Below are 18,302 nucleotides of genomic sequence, written 5' to 3'. Positions count from 1 at the left end.
TACCTTCATGAACACAGCGCCTTCGATTTCATCTCCAAAATTAGGGCCGGATGATTTCCAGCGTGTTAAAGACATTCTCTATAGTTACTGTGGAATTTTTCTGCAGGAAGGAAAAGAGGCATTGGTGCAAAGCCGGCTGATGAAAAGGATGCGTAAGCTAGGTATAGGGAGCTTTTCAGAGTACCTGGATTTTATAGAGCAACCAGCGTCAGGTGGAGAATTTCTTTCTTTTGTAGATGTTCTGACTACCAATAAAACGAATTTTTTCAGGGAAGTTCAGCACTTTGAATTTATTAAAAAGCACATCATCCCAACGATGGGTGGACGAAGTGTTAAATGGTGGTCAGCCGGGTGTTCAACGGGCGAAGAGCCCATCACATGCGCCATAACTCTGAAAGAAGCACAGAAAACGACTCCGTGGTCGTCAGTAAAAATTTTAGCGACAGACATATCAAGAGAGGTTTTGAATGTTGCGAAAAACGGTGTTTACCCATCTTCCCGAATGATGGAAGTTCCTGAATCTATACAGCGGAAGTACTTCAATAGGCTTGAAAATGATCAATTTAAAGTATCTGCCGATGTGCAGAATATGATTACCTACGGTAGATTGAATCTGATGGAAAGGTGGCCTTTGAAGGGTAATTTTCATGTAATCATGTGTCGCAATGTGATGATTTATTTCAACAGACAAACCCAACAGGAAGTAGTAAATAAGTTTTATGAGCAGCTTGCACCCGGAGGGTTTCTTTTTCTGGGACATTCCGAAAGTGTTTCATCAAACAATAAAGGATTCAAAAACATGGCTCCTGCTGTATATCAAAAAGTATAACAGAGTGTGCAAATGAGAAAAGTAGTTGGTGTTAGCGATTTAAAAGTATCCGCCAATGTGCAAGAAGAAATCATAACTCATGCACTCGGCAGTTGTCTTGGCATTACCGTTTACGACCCTGTTGCTAAAGTAGGTGGGTTGGTACATGTGATGCTTCCGTTATCAAAAGCTGATCCTGAAAAAGCCAAAACAAAACCAGCGATGTATGTAGATACCGGCTTTGGGGCTCTCCTGAATGAGGTTTATGAACTGGGAGCTCAGAAAAAGAACCTTGAAATAATAGTGGCTGGTGGTGCCAGTATGAAGAAGAATGAAGATGACGATTACTTCAAAATTGGCAAGCGCAATTTCACGGTTCTGAGAAAACTACTTTGGAAGAATGGATTCATGATTTCCAAACAAGATGTAGGAGGAAGCATTTCCAGAACCATGACACTATCGATTGGAGATGGAATTGTAACCATCAATAAACAAGCTATTAATAGTTCAAATCGTCCTTCCGGCATTTCGGCAGGCTCAGTTTATAACCAACAAGTAACAGTTTAAAGGAGGCACTCATGGGATTAAATGTTTTGATAGTGGATGATTGCCAGGTGATGCGGACGGTTATCCGGAGGACTCTTGAACTATGTGGTTTTGAGATAAACGAAATCATAGAAGCTGAAAATGGAAAGGAAGGCCTGGATTGGATTAGAGAAAAAGAGTTCGGGTTTATTATAGCTGACTTAAATATGCCGGTAATGGGTGGGGCAGAAATGTTGGCTCACATTAAGTTAGATCCCAGAGCTTGTAGAATCCCGGTTCTTACGGTTTCTGCAGAAAGCAATGACATAAAAGTAGAAATCGTCACAGAGCTTGGTACCGAATTTCTTCATAAGCCATTTGCACCAGAAGCACTCAGAGATAAAATGCTAAAGTTGTTGAATAAAGATTCGATAACAAGAAAAGAACCCGGTCTTTTGCTTAACGGTGAAATATAAACCGAAACAGTTATGGGAATACAAAGATGAAATCAGGATCAATAAATAACGTACTCATCGTGGATGATGAACCGGCAATTCGGATTCATCAGCAGGTGCTGCTCCGGAAAAGCAGTTTTAATGTCGGCTATATTTATGAAGCAGCCAATGGTATTGATGCCATTGATATGCTCAGCCGAAACAGGATAGACCTCATCTTGACTGACATTAATATGCCTGTAATGAACGGTATGGAATTTCTGAACATCATACATAATCATCATCAGTTCAGAGATATACCAACAGTTGCTGTTACCACTGAAAGGGATGAGCAGCTTTTAAATATGTTGGCTTTTTGGGGACATGGTTATATCCGTAAGCCGCTAGATCTTGAGCTTCTGGAACTACAATTATCAAAATTTTATGGGATTAAAAATGAGTACTACTTACACGGATAAAATCCACGATATCGCTGTAAATACATTTGAAATAACCTGCTACATGTTTCCACTAGAGGAATGGGAAATGGAGGATGCAGATCTGTTGGAAAAACCAGATGGAACTTCACGCTCGGTTGTACATTTTGATGGTGCCGCCAAAGGTGGAATGGTAATCGATGCTTCCGGTAATCTCTTAGATGCCATTGCAGCAAACATGCTGGGAGTGGAATCGGCTACTCAGGAAGAAAAGGAAGGAGCTCTTTGTGAAATCGCCAATATTATTTGTGGAAACACAGTGCCTCTTTTCGCAAAAGATGAAAACATTTGCTACATCCGTCCGCCCAGGATCGCAAAGCCAGATGAAGATCTGGACATTGTATTCAAAGATATGTGTCAGGAAAAACTGCAGGTGCTTCTGGATGAAGGTGTTGCTGATATTTCAATCTATTACAGCTCAGAGGACCCGGCATGATTAAAGTTCTGATTGTAGATGATTCAGCTGTAGTAAGAAAACTGCTTACCGAAGAATTAAATAAGCAGCAGGATATAGAGGTTGTTGGAACAGCTATGGATCCTTACATAGCAAGAGAAAAAATTGTACAGCTCAAACCCGATGTGCTCACATTAGACCTTGAAATGCCTCGCATGGAGGGTCTTTCATTTTTGGCAAAACTGATGAAGCATTTTCCCATGCCAGTTGTCGTGGTTAGTTCGTTAACACCCAAGAACAGTGCTAATGCTCTTAATGCACTTCGTCTTGGAGCAGTAGATGTAATCTGCAAACCCGGCTCAGCTTATTCTACTCAGAACATCTCTCAGGATATTGTAAAGGCCGTCCGAATCGCATCTATTGCTCGTTTCGATAAACATATGGAGATGATTAAATCGGTTCAAGCCAAACAGAAAACGACGGGCTTAAAGCATTCGGAAGGCCTGCTGCATACCACAAATAAACTTATTGCAATTGGTGCTTCTACCGGAGGAACCCGCGCACTGGAAGCCGTACTTACAGAGCTCCCTGAAAATCTGCCCGGTATTGTCATTACTCAGCATATGCCACCTGTATTCACCAAAAGTTTTGCAGAACGGCTGAATACGATTTGCCGGCTTAAAGTTAAAGAAGCTGAAGATGGAGATTTAATTAAATCCGGTCAGGCTTTGATTGCACCGGGAAACTTCCACATGCTTGTTGAAAAAAGCGGAGCCAAATATTACACCCGAATTAAGTCAGGCCCTCCGGTTCATCATCAGCGGCCAAGTGTGGATGTGATGTTTAATTCAGTTGCACAGGCCGCAGGTTTGAATGCCATGGGCGTGATCTTAACCGGGATGGGAGCCGATGGTGCCCAGGGACTGCTAAACATGAAGGAAAAAGGCGCTTATACAATTGCCCAGGATGAGGCTACCTCGGTAGTATATGGAATGCCTAGAGAGGCTGCAAAACTGGGGGCAGCTGAAGAGATTTTACCTTTACAATCCATACCTGATGCCATAATAAAGCAGATGGCTAAGAAAATGGCAGAACCTGTTTCTTAATACCGAAAAAGGAGGTAAGGCATGATTAAAGTCCTTGTAGTTGACGATTCTCTATTCGATAGAAAACTGATTTCTTTTTTATTGAATAAACAGGAAGGTATTGAAGTTGTGGGAACAGCCGAAGACCCCTATGAAGCTCGTCAGCTTATTGCCGAGCTCCAGCCAGATGTCATTACCCTTGATATGTTAATGCCTCGTATGGACGGCCTGACCTTCCTGAAGAAACTAATGAAACACCTTCCCTTGCCTGTGGTTGTAGTAAGCTCCGTTACCCCGGCAAATAGTAAAAGAGCTCTTCGTGCCCTGGCAGCGGGCGCCATTGAAGTCATTTCAAAACCAAAAGCCGATTATGGCGTCGAAGAAATGGAATACGATTTAGTTAGGGCCATACAGACAGCCTCTGTGGCTAATGTTAAATCTCAAAATATCCGGGGTATTTTAAATAGTCCGGTTGGCAGTGCCGCCAGAGGAGAATTGCATGTAAGAGAAGTGATTGGAAATTCAAAAGAAAAGTTGATTGCCATAGGAGTATCTACCGGAGGTCCTCGTACCCTTGAATATCTGTTGCAGCAATTACCAGAGAATATACCGGGTGTAGTTATAGTACAACATATGCCCCCTGTTTTCACTAACCAGTTTGCAAGCCGTTTAAATACTTTGTGCAGGGTTGAAGTTGTTGAGGCCAAAGATGGAGACAAGGTGCATTCCGGGAAAGTGTTTATTGCGCCTGGCGATAGACATATGATCATCGAAGACTCGACAGATGGTTTTGAGATTAAGATCATAGATTCCGGCAGGGTTAATCACCATCGTCCAAGTGTGGATGTGTTGTTTGATTCAGTTGCGAGAGTGGCTGGAAATAAGGCAATAGGTATAATACTTACTGGAATGGGAGCTGATGGAGCAAAAGGACTTCTTCAGATGAAAGCAAAAGGTTGTTATACCATTGCGCAGGATGAGAGTAGTTCCGTGGTATACGGCATGCCAAAGGAAGCTGCGAAAATTGGTGCGGCTTCAGAAGTCTTGCCGCTTGAAGGAATATCTGAAGCAATCCTGAAGCATTTAGAAACAAAGAAATTAGAACTTATAGCGTAACAAACTGGAGATTAAGATGGCTATTAATATTCTTGTTGTTGATGACAGTGCGGTAATGAGAAGCATGATCATTAAAACAATAAAAAATACCGGCGTTGAAGTAGGAGAAATCCACCAGGCAGGAAATGGTGCAGAAGGTCTGGAGATCGTAGAAAATAACTGGCTTGATTTGCTCTTTATTGATGTAAACATGCCCATTATGGATGGAATAGAAATGCTGGAGCAAATTCGTAAAAACCCAATCACGATGGATATGCCGGTGCTCATCGTTTCCACAGAAAGTAACAGCGAGCGAATTAAAATTATCGATGAGCAATATGCCGGGTTTGTTCATAAACCATTTACACCAGAGATTCTGAGGGAGAAAATTCTTTCTGTTTTAGGGGTAATGCACTAAATATAATCAGAGTTGATTCTTTGTGAACTTAATGAGTCGGGGGAGAGCCGTGAAATATTTTCAATAGAGAATCTTAACATTTTACGTGTTTAGCCGATAAGCCGTTGTACCGGATGCAGTTGGTTTCCGGTTGTTCTTATAAAAGTCTTGATCTAAAGATCAATTAGCCAGTCTTAGCTTTAAGGAATAAGTACTCCGGCAGAATAAATTACACAGTAACCTGTGCTCATCATTACCCCCAAAAAAAAGAATCGTGAATATTGATACGGTTCAAAAAATAAACTCAAAGAGCATTAAAAATGAGTGACATTAACAATACCATTCTCAATAATAAAAACTGGACCGTTGGTAAAAAACTAACCACTATCAACGTTGCCTACCTGATTGTGGCAATCATTATATCAGTGCTATCCATTGTAACATACAATGTGCAAAGCGAACTTAAGGAAGTAAACGACAAGCGATACATTTCGAGCCAGCTTGCTGCAGAGCTGACCTTCAGTTCTGACGAGTTGACTCGTTTGGCCAGAACCTATGTGCTAACGCAAAATCCAAAATATGAGGATGAGTACTGGCATATACTTGATGTGAGGAATGGAAATAAACCAAGACCTGATGGACGTACAATAGCCCTGAAAGACTTGATGAAGGAGGCGGGTTTTACAAAAGCTGAGTTTGCCAAGCTTGATGAAGCAGAGAAAAAGTCTAATGGATTGGTCACCACCGAAACAATAGCAATGAATGCAGTAAAAGGGCTGTTTGATGACGGAAGGGGTAGTTATACCAGAAAAGGCGAGCCAAACCTCGAACTCGCCAGCCGAATCATGTTCGATGATAAGTACCATTCTGATAAGGCTACTATTATGAAACCGATTGCCGAGTTTGAAAAAATGCTGGAAAGCCGGACAAAGGAAGAAGTAGAAGCTGTAATTGCCCGAAGAGATTTTCTCTTTATGCTAAGCCTTTTCGCAGTACCCGCCATTGCAGTATTAGCTGTGATTTCATTCTGGGTAGTTCGCTTTAATGTGATGAAACCCATCCAACGAATTATAGAACAGCTGGGTAATAATGCACAAAACTTATCAGGGGCGGCTGAGCAGTTCTCTGATTCTAGCCAGCAACTGGCGCAAAGCACCAGTGAACAGGCAGCCAGTGTTCAGGAAACCACGTCTTCTCTGGAAGAAATGTCCAGCCAAACCAAAATGAATGCTGAAAACTCCGCAGAGGCTGAACGTGCAATGGAAGATTCCAAGCCATTGGTGAATGATGGTGTGGAAGCGATGAAACGCATGACTCAGGCTATGAAAGAAATCAGTGAATCATCCAAAGAAACCTCCAAAATTATCAAAACGATTGATGATATTGCTTTCCAGACCAACCTGCTGGCATTGAATGCAGCCGTAGAGGCAGCCCGGGCTGGTGAAGCAGGCAAAGGATTTGCTGTGGTAGCTGAAGAAGTAAGAACTTTAGCGCAACGAAGTGCAGAAGCAGCTAAGAATACCTCCGAGCTTATACAGCGCTCACAGGCAAGTTCAGATCGTGGAAACAACGTATCGTCTGAAGTATCAGAAAACTTGAAAAAGATTGAAGATAGTATCAATAGTGTGAGTACCCTTGTTGTGGAAATTTCAGCTGCCTCTAAAGAACAATCGGTTGGAATTCAGCAAATACAAACAGCTATGACAGAAATGGATCATGTTGTTCAGGAAAATGCCTCAACATCGGAAGAATCGGCCAGCGCAGCAGAGGAGCTTTCATCCCAGGCCGAGGAATTGAAGTATATTATTCGGGATCTGAAGGTAATGGTGGGAAGTGACGAGAATAACACTACTTCTGTTGAAATTAGAAAAAACCAGCTAAGCGGACTTGCTCCTGTTGCGTATCCAAATAAGAAACCAATAGGAAATACTAATGGGAAAGCTCATGCACTAAAGCAGAATGCAAACCATAAAAAGCATGGGTATAAAAAGGGATCAATCACCAATGGCTTTCACTTTTCTGATAAAGACCTGAATGGATTCTAATACGATACCCTTAAACTCAAAATATGAAGATTTAATGAAGTATAAGTAATTGTTTTTATTAAATTTTAGTGACAAAAGTATTTAATATTTTTTTCTTTCTACCGATAACCTGTTCTGCCCGAGCAGGTTATTTTTTTGGTCTATAATCTAATAAGACTATTAGATTATTCAATATTAGGTTTGCCTGGGATTACATTAAACCAAAATTGTCAGCGATCAAAGATTGAGTGTCGAGCTAACAAAATACAGAACACCAAAAAAATCTACGTCGAGACAACATTAAAATTTAAGATTATGAAAACAGCGAATCATATTCCAAATAATGGAAAAGAAAAATGGACGATAGGGAAGAAGCTAACGGCAGCTTTTACTGGAATAACTCTCATAACCCTGATACTTGGGGGGATAGGTGAATATGGAGCCCTGACCAATAAAAAAGTGATTGAGGTAATTGGAGAAGCAAGACTTCCAAGTATTCAAGCACTACAGGACATGAATCTGGCTATGGCTGAGATCAGAAGCAAGGAAGAAGCCTTACAGAATGTAGCGCTATCTGATAAAAACCGAAGGGAAGCTATTGAAAGTGTAAATGGATATTGGAAACAGCTAAGAGATGCGAAAGATATATATGAATCTTTGCCACAAACACAGCAGGAAGCGATTAATTGGAAAGCATTTAGTACTTCTTATCAAACCTGGGGAAATCATCAGAATAAATTCATGGAAATTTCGAGTGAGTATCTTCAGATTTCAAATGATTCTGAAAAAGCTGCAAATATCTTGTCTCGATTAAGGGATCAGTTTATGAACTATAACATGGAATCTTACCGTGTAGCCAAAGAACAATTACAGGGATTGGTAGATCTCAATAAAGTAATTGCAGACTCCGAGGTTAAAACTGCAATTGCACAAAATAATGTAATAGGTACGGTAACTATAACAGGTTTAATCTTCGGAGTAGCTTTAGCTGGGTTATTGGGCTTCTTTATCACTCGTTCTGTAAACAATGCGCTCAGATCTATTATTGAGCGACTGAGCAGTGGTTCAGAGCAAGTAAATGCTTCTTCGGTACAACTTTCCGGTGCCAGCCAGGAATTGGCAGAAAGTGCAAGTGAGCAGGCAGCAAGTGTTCAGGAAACCACTTCTTCTCTGGAAGAAATGTCTTCACAGATAAAACTAAATGCTGAAAACTCAGCCGAAGTAGAAGTGGCGATGAAAGAGTCAAAGCCACTGGTTGAAAATGGTGTAGAGGCGATGAAACGTATGACTCAGGCCATGAAAGAGATCAGTGATTCTTCAAAAGAGACGTCCAAGATTATCAAAACGATCGATGACATTGCCTTCCAAACTAACTTACTGGCACTGAATGCGGCTGTTGAAGCAGCCCGTGCCGGAGAAGCTGGAAAGGGATTTGCCGTAGTAGCAGAGGAGGTTCGAAAACTGGCCCAGCGCAGTGCTGAAGCAGCTCAAAATACGTCAGAGTTAATCCAGCGTTCTCAGTCTAGTTCTGACCGGGGTAATGGGGTCTCAAAAGAAGTATCTGAAAACCTTCAGAGAATAGAGGAAAGCATCAACAATGTGAGCACGCTGATTGTGGAGATCTCTGCCGCTTCTAAAGAGCAGGCAGTAGGCATCCAGCAGATGAGCTCTGTTATGACCGAAATGGATAATGTGGTTCAGAGCAATGCTTCTTCATCTGAAGAATCAGCCAGTGCAGCGGAAGAACTTTCTTCCCAGGCGTCGGAGCTCAAGTTTATCGTAAGTGAACTGATGGAAATGGTAGGGGGAAGCGGAGGCCAAATAGTACAGACGCAGGAAAGCATCCTTCAACGCTTTACCAGCAACATTCCGTTAGGGCAAAAACCAAAAAGTCCTAAACCTGTTAACGGATATGGACTAAATGGTTCAGATCAACATGGTGAAAAACCAAAACCAGGTTTAGTAAAAAACGGGTATCACAAAGAACCCGTGCTAAATGGTTTCGATCATGATGACTTCAGTGACTTTTAACGATGACTAAATAATTATAAGAGCAGTGGGAAGGATACTCTCACTGCTTTTTTGGTTAAATGATTTTTTGATCCTTGTTTTTATTAGAGATGAAATAGAATAGCCGCTTATTAAAAAAATTAGAAATAGGCTTAAGAAAAAAGTTAGTACGCCGATAAAGGGTTTATAAATGCTAATACCTGAAATCTGTTTCTACAAAAAGACTAAAAAATTGAGGTAATTTTCATGGTTAAAAAATCAATACTACTTTTTTCTTTTATGGCAGCCTTTTTGGCGATAACGACTCTACCTGCTAAAGCATCATCCGGATTATTAGCAGAGGGGGTTTTTGCAATTACTGCTGAAGACTCGACAAAAATTTATGATGTGGTAGACCAGATGCCCAAGATCAAGGGTGGAATTAAAGAGGTTTACAAGAATATTGATTACCCGAGAGCGGCAATTTCCGGTCGTGTTGAAGGACGCGTTTTCGTTAAATTTGTGGTTGATGAAAATGGAGATGTTAAAGATGCGGAGGTTATTAAAGATATTGGAGCCGGATGCGGTGATGCAGCATTAGAAGGTATTAAAAAAGTGAAGTTTACTCCTGGTCAACTTCAGGGGAAAGCTGTAAAGGTTTATTACACTTTGCCGATAAGCTTCAAGATTGAAAGCTAAAGAACTTTTGACTAAGACATAACATCCCCAATAATTGACTAAAAGCATTACCCTGACCAGGGTAATGCTTTTTTTGGACTTGAATTACCTCTTCCCGGATGGAAAACTACCTCTACTCCGATCTATTATTAAATTAGCGTGTGAATAGAAGAACCTCCAAGCGTCTCATAAGACCTTGGAGCGTTCGCAATGTAATAAGGATCGGTTCCCCCTCAACGCTTGAAGGACCTGCGGACGCTGCAAGGTTGCTCCCTTCAAAAATAGTTGGTCCCGGACATTAAAATCATTTAAGAAAATCTCACCGTGTCCGATAAACCCATTAACAAACCACTAATTATGCTTTTTGGTGAGAGGAACTCAGCTAATGAATCCTGCAAAGCCGGAAAGAAGCAAAACACTAACAACATGGAAGAAACACTGGTTAAAGAAAAAGAGGCCGTAGAAAACGGCCACCTGATAGCTGGCGGAAAATTTCTCAGCTTCTTTTTAGGGAAAGAGGAATACGCAATTGAGATCTTGAAAGTACAGGAAATTATTGGCCTGATGCCTATCACCCCTGTTCCCAAAATGCCAAAGTATATTCGCGGAGTATTAAACCTGCGTGGTAAAATTGTGCCGGTTATGAACCTGCGCCTGCGCTTTGAATTGCCTGCGGTTGAAGACACTGATGAGACCTGCGTAATTGTAGTTCAGGAAGATGATTACCTGATGGGTGTACTGGTCGATAAGGTATCTGAGGTGGCCGACATCAAAGACAATCAAATTGAAGAAGTACCATCATTCGGTGTGAAAGGAAACAGCGAATACCTGGCTGGTATTGGTAAAGTTAAAGAGTCTGTAAAAATGATCGTTGATATCCATAAAGTGCTATTTGATGTGCCTGAAGAAGTTTTGGACGCAAACGAGCCTGCAGCTAAATAGATAAATTCAAACAGTAAAAATGAGGTAAAAATGTCATCGATTAATAAATACATAAACAACATTACGCAAGGAGGGAATGCCGGAGAAAGTAGTTGGACGATAGGGAAAAGGATATCCTTTTTAACCGGATCCGCTGCTGTAGTAACCCTGATTCTTGGCGCCATAGCACTGTTTTCTCTGAATAGAATTCAGGACAATACAACATCTCTGTCCGAGATCTCTTTCAATGAATGGGGAACAGCTGCAGCCTTTGAAACAGCTGTTCGGAAAGCAGGCTACGAGCATCTGCAGTTTACAAATACCAATGATGTTTCTTATATGGAAAATGCACTTTCCAGGTTTGAAAAAATCTATGGTGAATATGGAGAATTTGAAGGTTATGTAGAAGCATATGATCTGCCGGTTCTGGAAGAAAAAATGGATGGGCTTAAAGAGGTAATTGAAAATTACGAAAGTAATCTTCAAGCGTACCTTGATGCAACTTTAGCGTTAGAGAATAACACGGATCCTTCTGAGCTTACAAAGGTAAGTAATACCTTATTTGAAGCAGAGAGAAACGCTGCTGTAAATTATCAGGAACTACTGGATCGTTCGGTTGCTATTAATCAGGCTGCAGAAGATGGAGCAAGGTTACTGGCTGATGATACACAAGCTATTGTAAGTAACTACGTATGGATCATAAGCGTAGTTGCCGTGTTATCGGTTTTAGGTGCTTTAGCATTCGGATTCTTTGTTGGGAGATCTATCAATGCCACACTTCAGAGTATTATTGAAAGGCTGAAGAGCGGTTCGGATCAGGTTAGCGCTTCTTCTGAACAGCTTTCAAGTGCAAGTCAGCAATTGGCTGAAAGTGCCAGCGAACAGGCCGCTAGTCTCCAGGAGACTACTTCTTCACTCGAAGAGATGTCTTCCCAGATTAAGCAAACGGATGATAATTCAAGTCAGGCTGAACTGGCGATGAATGAATCGAAGCCACTGGTGGAAAATGGTGTTAAAGCTATGCAGCGAATGATTCAGGCAATGAATGAGATTAAAAACTCTGCTCAGGAAACATCCAAGATTATAAACACCATTGATGATATTGCTTTCCAAACTAACCTGTTGGCTTTAAATGCAGCGGTAGAAGCAGCCCGTGCCGGAGAAGCTGGAAAGGGATTTGCCGTAGTAGCTGAGGAAGTGCGAAACCTGGCTCAGCGTAGTGCTGAAGCAGCGCAAAATACATCAGAACTTATTCAGAAATCACAAGCGAGTTCTGACAGAGGTTCAAGCGTAGCGGAAGAAGTGTCTGAAAACCTGAAGGCTATCGAGCAAAGTATTGCAAGTGTAAGTACGCTTGTTGTAGAAATTTCGGCAGCTTCCAAAGAACAGGCAGTAGGTATTGAACAAATGACTTCCGTTATGTCTGAAATGGATAATGTTGTTCAGGAAAATGCTTCTTCATCTGAAGAATCAGCCAGTGCTGCAGAGGAGCTTTCTTCTCAAGCCAGTGAACTCAATAACATTATCGGAGAGTTGGTCGGTCTTGTTGGAGGTGGTAGTACTGCAAGTATCGGAAATGGAACTTTCATCCAGCGATACGAGCATCAGCCAGCTATTAAAAATGGTTATGTAAATGGAAATGGCCACAACGGACATAGTAACGGGAAAGGCCAACACCACCACAATGGAAACGGTCATAATGGAAGCCATGCAAAAGCACACGCCAATGGTAATGGTGCATCCAAAAGAGTAGAAGCACATGAGCTGATTCCTTTTGAGGATGATGACTTCAGTGATTTCTAACCGAGCTACTAAATAAATGAATACACACTTGTCATAGAGGATCTGTTATAGCAGATCCTCTATTCAAGTATAAATAAACAGAGAGGTTTACAATGGATCATTTACCTACCGACTTAGAGATCATTGAGGATATTTATTATCGATACTATGATGAGTACAAGAAATATGCTAAGGATGAACCGGATCGGATTGCACGAATACGAGTACCGGTAGATATTAAGGAAATTGCTGAGGCTTGTGGTGTAGAAGAGGATATGATTTTTGGTCGTTTATACTATCACTTCAACAAAAAGTATAGCTATAAGGATGAGAATGGTGACACAACCACTTTTTTTATGTCTGAAAAGTTTGAAGGGTTAAGTGTCAATTATCCATTGGTTTCGGCAGTACTGGCCGATCTAAACTCGGAAAAAAAGCGGACTACTATTTTTATAACTACATCAGCAGTTGCGGTAATGCTGTCGGTCGTAGCTGTTGTACTTGCGCTGGTTCTTTGAGCCAGGATTTAAAATTACAGACGGTTATAAATCCAATAATTGGGAGAAGTTGAGATGAAGATAAATATACTGATTGTTGAAGATGACCCTGCAATGAGGGTCTTGTTAAGAAGCACGGTACTTTCAGCAGATTTAGATGTGGAAGTAGCAGAGATTTTTGAAGCCGAAAATGGTAAAGAAGGTCTTGAAGTACTTGCAAAAGAAAAGATAGACATGATGCTGGTAGATATTTATATGCCGGTTATGGATGGACTGGAAATGCTGGATTATGCACGTGATCATCCTGACTTCTCAAATATTCCGGCTATTGTAGTTTCTTCGGAGAATAACGAAGACCGCATTGATGCCATTTTGCGGCAAGGGCTTGGTTTTGTACACAAGCCGCTAACCCATCTTCTTTTGAAGGACAAAATAAGTGAAATGATAAAGGCGAATAAGCAAGAAGAAACCCGGTAATCTTCCAGCTGATGGCACACTTTTAAAAAGTTTTGTTGATGTCGATGACGAACACAAAAAAAAAGGAGATGTATTATGAATAATTCTTCACCCAAGAAGAAGCTCTTAAAAAAGTTGAACTCAGATTCTGAGTTGGGCCTGGAAGAGACTAGTTGTCGGCTTAATTATCTGGATATAAAATCTTCTGAAACAAAGGAAGAAGATTCGAAAGAAATCGATATAAAAGAAAAACATCTCTGGAGAGTAAATAATAAGGTTCAGGAACAGCCGGAAGAAGCACCTTCGTTGCCAAACCAAAACAATATAATTAAGCTCATCCGGGATCATTCTGCTGAAATGTTTCAACCTTCTTTTGGTAACCCCTCAAACCTGGGAGTAGCTAAAAATCCGTATTACAAGTTTAGTAAAGTGGCGGAATTGAGCCCGGCGCTCATCCTCATTGCAGACAGGCAGGGATTTATTGAATATGCAAATCCAAGTTTTTTAAAGCTCTCACAGTACAAAGAAGAAGAAATTTTGGGCAACGGACTTGAAATGTTTAAAGCAAGTTTGGTTTATCAGCATCAATATTCAGAATTAAGAAGGGCTATTCTAAGAGGAGAGGAATGGAAAGGCGAGTTGGTAAATAGTAAAAAGAATGGAGGCACTTTTGTGTTTTCTGCCACACTTACTCCTGTCCGGAATGAATATGATTTTATTACCAATTTTATCGTCGTTGGACAAGATATAACTCCTTTCAGGGAGACTGAGAAGCAGCTGAAAATGGCTGTTGAAGAGAAAACAGTTTTATTATCTGAATTGCATCATCGTGTAAAGAATAACCTGGCCATTATTTCCGGTTTAATGCAGTTGCAGGCTTTTACGGAAGGTGATTTGAGCGTACAGTCAAAGCTCTATTCAAGTGTAGGCCGGGTGCAGGCAATGGCGTCTATGCATGAGCTTTTGTACGAATCAGGGAGCTTTTGTAAGCTTGAATTTGGGCAAAACCTCAGGAAAATAGTCACCTCCATTTCTAAAATGTATTATGAACTCACACAAAAGATTGATGTGAAAATGGATGTGGAATCAGTTCAGCTTAATATCAATCAGGCTCATCCTTGTTCCTTGATTATGAACGAGGTTATTACCAATGCCTATAAGCACGCGTTTACCAAAGCTGAATCCGGTAAAATTCGTATCCAGCTTTACACCAGAGGTAATGAAGTTTTCATGTCTATAGCCGATAACGGTTCCGGACTTCCGGAAGATTTTAATGTTGACAAAGATAAAACTTTGGGAAATACCTTACTCAAAACCCTGGTTAAACAACTCAACGGTTCTTATCAGTATATTTCTGATGAAGGAGGAACTACCTTTACTCTGTTCTTCACTAAAGAAGATATCAAAGGATCAGCCAGCGCAAATTTTAGCTGAAAGAAAAGTTTCTATCTCTGGAGTGCATAAATAAAAAGAGGAACCAAAGGCTCCTCTTTTCTGGGTGTTACCCTAACAGTAATGACCGAAACTGCTTATCTGCGGTCAATGTTTGCAATTAAATTTGTCAAACGCTCTTTATAAACCGTATAAATTAGTCCGCTTTTCTTGTTATCGTTTACAACTTCATTAAGTTCCCGAAGATGTGAATCAGCAGTTTCGATTTCGTGTACAAGATCCTGAAAAGTTGTAGAAAATGATTTTGCATTATCATTCATTCGTGCAATTTCTACCTTTCCTGTGATGTGGATAAATCGCAATACCAACAAGAATCGCTCAATATCTTTTACTCCATTCATGAGATCCCGGAGGTAAGCAGGAACTTTTCCAATTCCACTGGCAATTAGACCTAACCGTGGCATAAAGGCATCATACAAGAGGGTGATAACTTTGTCAGACTCGATTAAGGAAATGTCATCATTAAACTTTTTATGCTCCAGCTCTTTCAGAAACTCGATGGTCATTTCAACCTGAAGCTTGGCCGAGATAATATTAAAATTAAGTTCCGCAATCAGTTCGCTTAAATGATGAATGTTCTCTTTCATGTTAATCAGCCTTTTTTCACCATCAACGGATTGCTCACCCATCTTCTCAGCTACCACAGAAAGAGACATATCTTCCTGGTCAAGCTTTGAAGAACCTATTTGGGCATTTAATGAAAGCAGAAGAATAGAACGTGCCAGCTTAAGGATGTAATCGGAATGTCCAATCAAGGCACCATGAATTTTTTTCAGGTTCTTTAACTCCAAAACCAATTCGCTTAGAATGCTTTCAGCCTTTACCAAAACGGGAGGCACAATATTCTTGTCCGTATTTTTCTTCTCCGCCAAAATGGTTGTGCTGAGGTTATTTTCTCGATGGGCCATTTCTTTTTGAAGGGCATTCCACATAAACTCTTCGTAGTCTGCAAAACCTTCGGCTTTAAGGAGATTCAACAAGTAGGACTGAGATTCCTCAAGTGCTTGTTTTTTGTTATCCAATTGCTGCTCTTTCTGTTTTTCAAATTGGAGCGTTTTAGCATATAACCCTTTGATCGTCTTAAAAAGATCACTTCCTGGTTTTAATCTGATTGACAGATACCCTCCATTGCAAGGAAAAGCCAGAGCCATTACCCAGTAATAAGACCCATCTTTTGCCAGGTTTTTCACATAAGCAGCTACGGGCTTGTCTGAGTTAAGGTAATCCCAAAAAATATTGAAAACGGCTCGTGGCATATCGGGATGCCGAACTAACTTATGAAGCTGGCCAATTACCTCCTCGTGGTCATATTTACTAATACGAACAAATACATCATTTGCATAAGTAATATTGGACTTGGAATCGGTAACAGAAATGAATAGTTCCTCAAACGAAAACGGACTTTCCTGATTTACAGGAACCGGCTTTTTGAGGTCCTTAATCTTTGTGTTTGGTAATTCTTCAGTTAACATAGTGTTAGCTTAATTTGTTTTCAGGGGATTGGACGAGCCCGGCACATACATACTTATTCAAATATTTTATCGGTTGAATACGACAAAACATTAATTTTCAGGGAATAAAGTGAAAACGTATTCTGATTCATCATAGCCAGAGAAATTCATGCTCTGGCTTACAGGATGGCGGGCAACTATTTGGGGAGACAGATACTGAAAGTAACTCCTTCCGCAGCATTATTTTTAGATAAGAAAATTGTTCCACCCAGTTGGTTGATATAAAGCAAAGCAATGGTTAAACCGATTCCAAGCCCATTAGCCTTATCCGTAATAAAAGGACTAAATATATTTTGGGCTATGTGATCAGGAATGGTTTGACCTTTATTGGATATCTGAATTAAATGTTCAGAAGGAACAGAAACAGACAAATCCCCATCCGGGTTATGCTCTAATCCATTTTGGATTAAAATATTCAGAATGTGTTTTAGGTCAGATGGATTTGTATGAAATTTGACGCCGGGCTTAATGGATTTAAGATTTATTTGCTCCCGTATGTCAGCCGGATAATCCAGTAATAAGTTGTGGAATAGTTTGCCAGCCTCTATCGAAGCGGTCTCGTCTTCCAAATATCCGGGCTCAATATTATAAAGTATTTCCAACTCATCCATCATATCGTAGAGATGGTTTATTCCTTTATTAATAAGAGTGAAATACTTGTCCTTATCCGGGTTTTCATCATATTCCGCCAGCATGTCGACGTAGCCTGCAATTCCTGTAAGAGGTGATCGAAACCGGTGAAGCATAACGGCGATCATATTTTTCCATGATGCCAACGTTTCCTCGTCTGGAACTTCTTGCCTGTTACTAAAAATGATAAGGATATAATTTTCCTCATCAGACTGAAAGGGGCGCTCTTCTACACAGAACCATTGTTTATTGAAGTATGCTACCGGTTCTCTGGATATTTCTTCTTCAACCAGTTCAACGGTATCATCAAACCTTTGTCCGATTAGTTTCTCTTCTGAAGAAGCAGGTAGGTTAGTGAAACATATTTCCCGGTTATCATGATGTAAAACCATAATAGGATGAGGATACCCTTTAAAAAGGTCTTTTATGATTTTCATCAATTTGTGCTCCGAAGTTTCGTAATAGTAACCATCAATTTTGTTAAATGCATTAACGTGGGTTACAGCATTTGTTGTGTAAAGTTCTTGCCGCAAAGTAGTCATTATAGTTCTGCTTTGATTCTATTCTATTTGTTTGGCTGGTTATCAGCAATCCCCTTTACATCTTAAAATAAAAGCGGAAAGACGGAAAAATTTGCCATGAAGCGGTCAATTCTACTCCCGTGTTTTCAGATTGTTCCTCAAAAAAAGAATATGAGGTTATTTAGAAGCAGATTTGATGGGCTGGCACAGCAATTGCATTCATCCGTGCGAGTGATTCACAACCAAAGAAAATTTTCAATGAACTTTATCGACAGTAATCATAGTCAAATGTTAGCCCGGGCCATGGATTCCTATTCACTTCGCCAAAAAGTGACGGCTTCAAATATTGCCAATGCCGATACCCCTAACTACAAAAGGCATGAAGTACTCTTTGAAGAAGAACTTCAGCAGGCGCAGCTGGATGAAGGAGTTCGCGGTATGAAAGGCGTATCACCTTCGATAGTACAAACTGAAGAAAGTGTCACACTGGAAGATGAGATGATTGAGATGGCCGATACTCAGATTCGGGTACAAATGGTAACCCGGTCACTTCGGCATCACTTTAGCCTTCTCAGGTCCGGAATTACAGGTATTAACCGATAAACC

The 18,302-nt window shown here is 40.6% G+C and carries 19 protein-coding genes; 17 read left to right on the top strand and 2 right to left on the bottom strand.

Features of this window, described 5'->3' with window-relative positions; genetic code table 11:
- Positions 1–7 precede the first annotated feature (7 nt).
- The 16 genes from RIB15_RS14885 (at position 8) to RIB15_RS14810 (ending at position 15,016) form a co-directional block, all read left to right on the top strand.
- Entirely contained in the window at positions 8–829 is an 822-nt protein-coding gene (locus tag RIB15_RS14885) for a CheR family methyltransferase (protein WP_350202965.1), read from the top strand.
- A gap of 12 nt (positions 830–841) precedes the next feature.
- On the top strand, positions 842–1,375 hold the full coding sequence (locus tag RIB15_RS14880; RefSeq protein ID WP_350202964.1) for a chemotaxis protein CheD: 534 nt from the start codon (positions 842–844) through the stop codon (positions 1,373–1,375).
- Positions 1,376–1,386: 11 nt separating this feature from the next.
- Entirely contained in the window at positions 1,387–1,809 is a 423-nt protein-coding gene (locus tag RIB15_RS14875; RefSeq protein WP_350202963.1) for a response regulator, read from the top strand.
- A gap of 26 nt (positions 1,810–1,835) precedes the next feature.
- Positions 1,836–2,246 (top strand): response regulator, encoded by a 411-nt coding sequence (locus RIB15_RS14870; protein ID WP_350202962.1) that lies wholly within the window; start codon positions 1,836–1,838, stop codon positions 2,244–2,246.
- On the top strand, positions 2,224–2,700 hold the full coding sequence (locus tag RIB15_RS14865; RefSeq protein ID WP_350202961.1) for a chemotaxis protein CheX: 477 nt from the start codon (positions 2,224–2,226) through the stop codon (positions 2,698–2,700). The genes RIB15_RS14870 and RIB15_RS14865 overlap by 23 nt, the downstream gene beginning before the upstream one ends.
- Entirely contained in the window at positions 2,697–3,764 is a 1,068-nt protein-coding gene (locus RIB15_RS14860; protein WP_350202960.1) for a protein-glutamate methylesterase/protein-glutamine glutaminase, read from the top strand. Before RIB15_RS14865 ends, RIB15_RS14860 begins: the two co-directional genes overlap by 4 nt.
- A 21-nt stretch (positions 3,765–3,785) precedes the next feature.
- The gene (locus RIB15_RS14855) at positions 3,786–4,859 is read left to right on the top strand and encodes a protein-glutamate methylesterase/protein-glutamine glutaminase (RefSeq protein ID WP_350202959.1); all 1,074 of its coding nucleotides are present in this window, start codon (positions 3,786–3,788) and stop codon (positions 4,857–4,859) included.
- A gap of 16 nt (positions 4,860–4,875) precedes the next feature.
- Entirely contained in the window at positions 4,876–5,256 is a 381-nt protein-coding gene (locus RIB15_RS14850; RefSeq protein WP_350202958.1) for a response regulator, read from the top strand.
- A 299-nt stretch (positions 5,257–5,555) separates the two neighbouring features.
- A complete protein-coding gene (locus RIB15_RS14845; RefSeq protein WP_350202957.1) occupies positions 5,556–7,280 on the top strand; it encodes a methyl-accepting chemotaxis protein in 1,725 nt (574 codons plus the stop codon).
- 294 nt (positions 7,281–7,574) lie between these two features.
- Positions 7,575–9,290, top strand: a complete 1,716-nt coding sequence (locus tag RIB15_RS14840; protein ID WP_350202956.1) for a HAMP domain-containing methyl-accepting chemotaxis protein — start codon at positions 7,575–7,577, stop codon at positions 9,288–9,290.
- A gap of 225 nt (positions 9,291–9,515) precedes the next feature.
- Positions 9,516–9,947, top strand: a complete 432-nt coding sequence (locus RIB15_RS14835; protein ID WP_350202955.1) for an energy transducer TonB — start codon at positions 9,516–9,518, stop codon at positions 9,945–9,947.
- A 303-nt stretch (positions 9,948–10,250) separates the two neighbouring features.
- Positions 10,251–10,868 carry a chemotaxis protein CheW gene (locus RIB15_RS14830; protein ID WP_350202954.1) on the top strand — a complete coding sequence of 206 codons (618 nt, stop codon included), beginning with the start codon at positions 10,251–10,253 and terminating at the stop codon, positions 10,866–10,868.
- 30 nt (positions 10,869–10,898) lie between these two features.
- On the top strand, positions 10,899–12,650 hold the full coding sequence (locus RIB15_RS14825) for a methyl-accepting chemotaxis protein (protein WP_350202953.1): 1,752 nt from the start codon (positions 10,899–10,901) through the stop codon (positions 12,648–12,650).
- Between the two features lie 92 nt (positions 12,651–12,742).
- Positions 12,743–13,147 carry a hypothetical protein gene (locus RIB15_RS14820; RefSeq protein ID WP_350202952.1) on the top strand — a complete coding sequence of 135 codons (405 nt, stop codon included), beginning with the start codon at positions 12,743–12,745 and terminating at the stop codon, positions 13,145–13,147.
- A 54-nt stretch (positions 13,148–13,201) separates the two neighbouring features.
- Positions 13,202–13,603: a response regulator gene (locus tag RIB15_RS14815; RefSeq protein ID WP_350202951.1), complete on the top strand. Its 402-nt coding sequence runs from the start codon at positions 13,202–13,204 to the stop codon at positions 13,601–13,603.
- A gap of 75 nt (positions 13,604–13,678) precedes the next feature.
- A complete protein-coding gene (locus RIB15_RS14810; RefSeq protein ID WP_350202950.1) occupies positions 13,679–15,016 on the top strand; it encodes a sensor histidine kinase in 1,338 nt (445 codons plus the stop codon).
- 95 nt (positions 15,017–15,111) lie between these two features.
- Here the strand turns inward: RIB15_RS14810 and RIB15_RS14805 are convergent, their stop codons facing one another.
- Positions 15,112–16,506 (bottom strand): PAS domain-containing protein, encoded by a 1,395-nt coding sequence (locus RIB15_RS14805; RefSeq protein WP_350202949.1) that lies wholly within the window; start codon positions 16,504–16,506, stop codon positions 15,112–15,114.
- A gap of 176 nt (positions 16,507–16,682) precedes the next feature.
- Positions 16,683–17,717, bottom strand: coding sequence for a sensor histidine kinase (locus RIB15_RS14800; protein ID WP_350202948.1), 1,035 nt, complete (start codon positions 17,715–17,717; stop codon positions 16,683–16,685).
- Between the two features lie 237 nt (positions 17,718–17,954).
- Here RIB15_RS14800 and flgB point away from each other — a divergent pair, with 237 nt between their 5' ends.
- The gene (flgB, locus tag RIB15_RS14795) at positions 17,955–18,299 is read left to right on the top strand and encodes a flagellar basal body rod protein FlgB (RefSeq protein WP_350202947.1); all 345 of its coding nucleotides are present in this window, start codon (positions 17,955–17,957) and stop codon (positions 18,297–18,299) included.
- Positions 18,300–18,302: the final 3 nt, after the last annotated feature.

Source organism: Gracilimonas sp. (assembly GCF_040218225.1).
Lineage (GTDB): Bacteria > Bacteroidota > Rhodothermia > Balneolales > Balneolaceae > Gracilimonas.
The sequence above is the reverse complement of the archived record's forward strand: the minus strand, read 5'-3'. Positions and strand labels throughout refer to the sequence as shown.

What these genes read in the sequence shown, in the direction of transcription:
- RIB15_RS14885 (WP_350202965.1), top strand. Translation starts at nt 8, where the DNA reads ATGAACACAGCGCCTTCGATTTCATCTCCAAAATTAGGGCCGGATGAT.
- RIB15_RS14880 (WP_350202964.1), top strand. Translation starts at nt 842, where the DNA reads ATGAGAAAAGTAGTTGGTGTTAGCGATTTAAAAGTATCCGCCAATGTG.
- RIB15_RS14875 (WP_350202963.1), top strand. Translation starts at nt 1,387, where the DNA reads ATGGGATTAAATGTTTTGATAGTGGATGATTGCCAGGTGATGCGGACG.
- RIB15_RS14870 (WP_350202962.1), top strand. Translation starts at nt 1,836, where the DNA reads ATGAAATCAGGATCAATAAATAACGTACTCATCGTGGATGATGAACCG.
- RIB15_RS14865 (WP_350202961.1), top strand. Translation starts at nt 2,224, where the DNA reads ATGAGTACTACTTACACGGATAAAATCCACGATATCGCTGTAAATACA.
- RIB15_RS14860 (WP_350202960.1), top strand. Translation starts at nt 2,697, where the DNA reads ATGATTAAAGTTCTGATTGTAGATGATTCAGCTGTAGTAAGAAAACTG.
- RIB15_RS14855 (WP_350202959.1), top strand. Translation starts at nt 3,786, where the DNA reads ATGATTAAAGTCCTTGTAGTTGACGATTCTCTATTCGATAGAAAACTG.
- RIB15_RS14850 (WP_350202958.1), top strand. Translation starts at nt 4,876, where the DNA reads ATGGCTATTAATATTCTTGTTGTTGATGACAGTGCGGTAATGAGAAGC.
- RIB15_RS14845 (WP_350202957.1), top strand. Translation starts at nt 5,556, where the DNA reads ATGAGTGACATTAACAATACCATTCTCAATAATAAAAACTGGACCGTT.
- RIB15_RS14840 (WP_350202956.1), top strand. Translation starts at nt 7,575, where the DNA reads ATGAAAACAGCGAATCATATTCCAAATAATGGAAAAGAAAAATGGACG.
- RIB15_RS14835 (WP_350202955.1), top strand. Translation starts at nt 9,516, where the DNA reads ATGGTTAAAAAATCAATACTACTTTTTTCTTTTATGGCAGCCTTTTTG.
- RIB15_RS14825 (WP_350202953.1), top strand. Translation starts at nt 10,899, where the DNA reads ATGTCATCGATTAATAAATACATAAACAACATTACGCAAGGAGGGAAT.
- RIB15_RS14820 (WP_350202952.1), top strand. Translation starts at nt 12,743, where the DNA reads ATGGATCATTTACCTACCGACTTAGAGATCATTGAGGATATTTATTAT.
- RIB15_RS14815 (WP_350202951.1), top strand. Translation starts at nt 13,202, where the DNA reads ATGAAGATAAATATACTGATTGTTGAAGATGACCCTGCAATGAGGGTC.
- RIB15_RS14810 (WP_350202950.1), top strand. Translation starts at nt 13,679, where the DNA reads ATGAATAATTCTTCACCCAAGAAGAAGCTCTTAAAAAAGTTGAACTCA.
- RIB15_RS14805 (WP_350202949.1), bottom strand. Translation starts at nt 16,506, where the DNA reads ATGTTAACTGAAGAATTACCAAACACAAAGATTAAGGACCTCAAAAAG.
- RIB15_RS14800 (WP_350202948.1), bottom strand. Translation starts at nt 17,717, where the DNA reads ATGACTACTTTGCGGCAAGAACTTTACACAACAAATGCTGTAACCCAC.
- flgB (WP_350202947.1), top strand. Translation starts at nt 17,955, where the DNA reads ATGAACTTTATCGACAGTAATCATAGTCAAATGTTAGCCCGGGCCATG.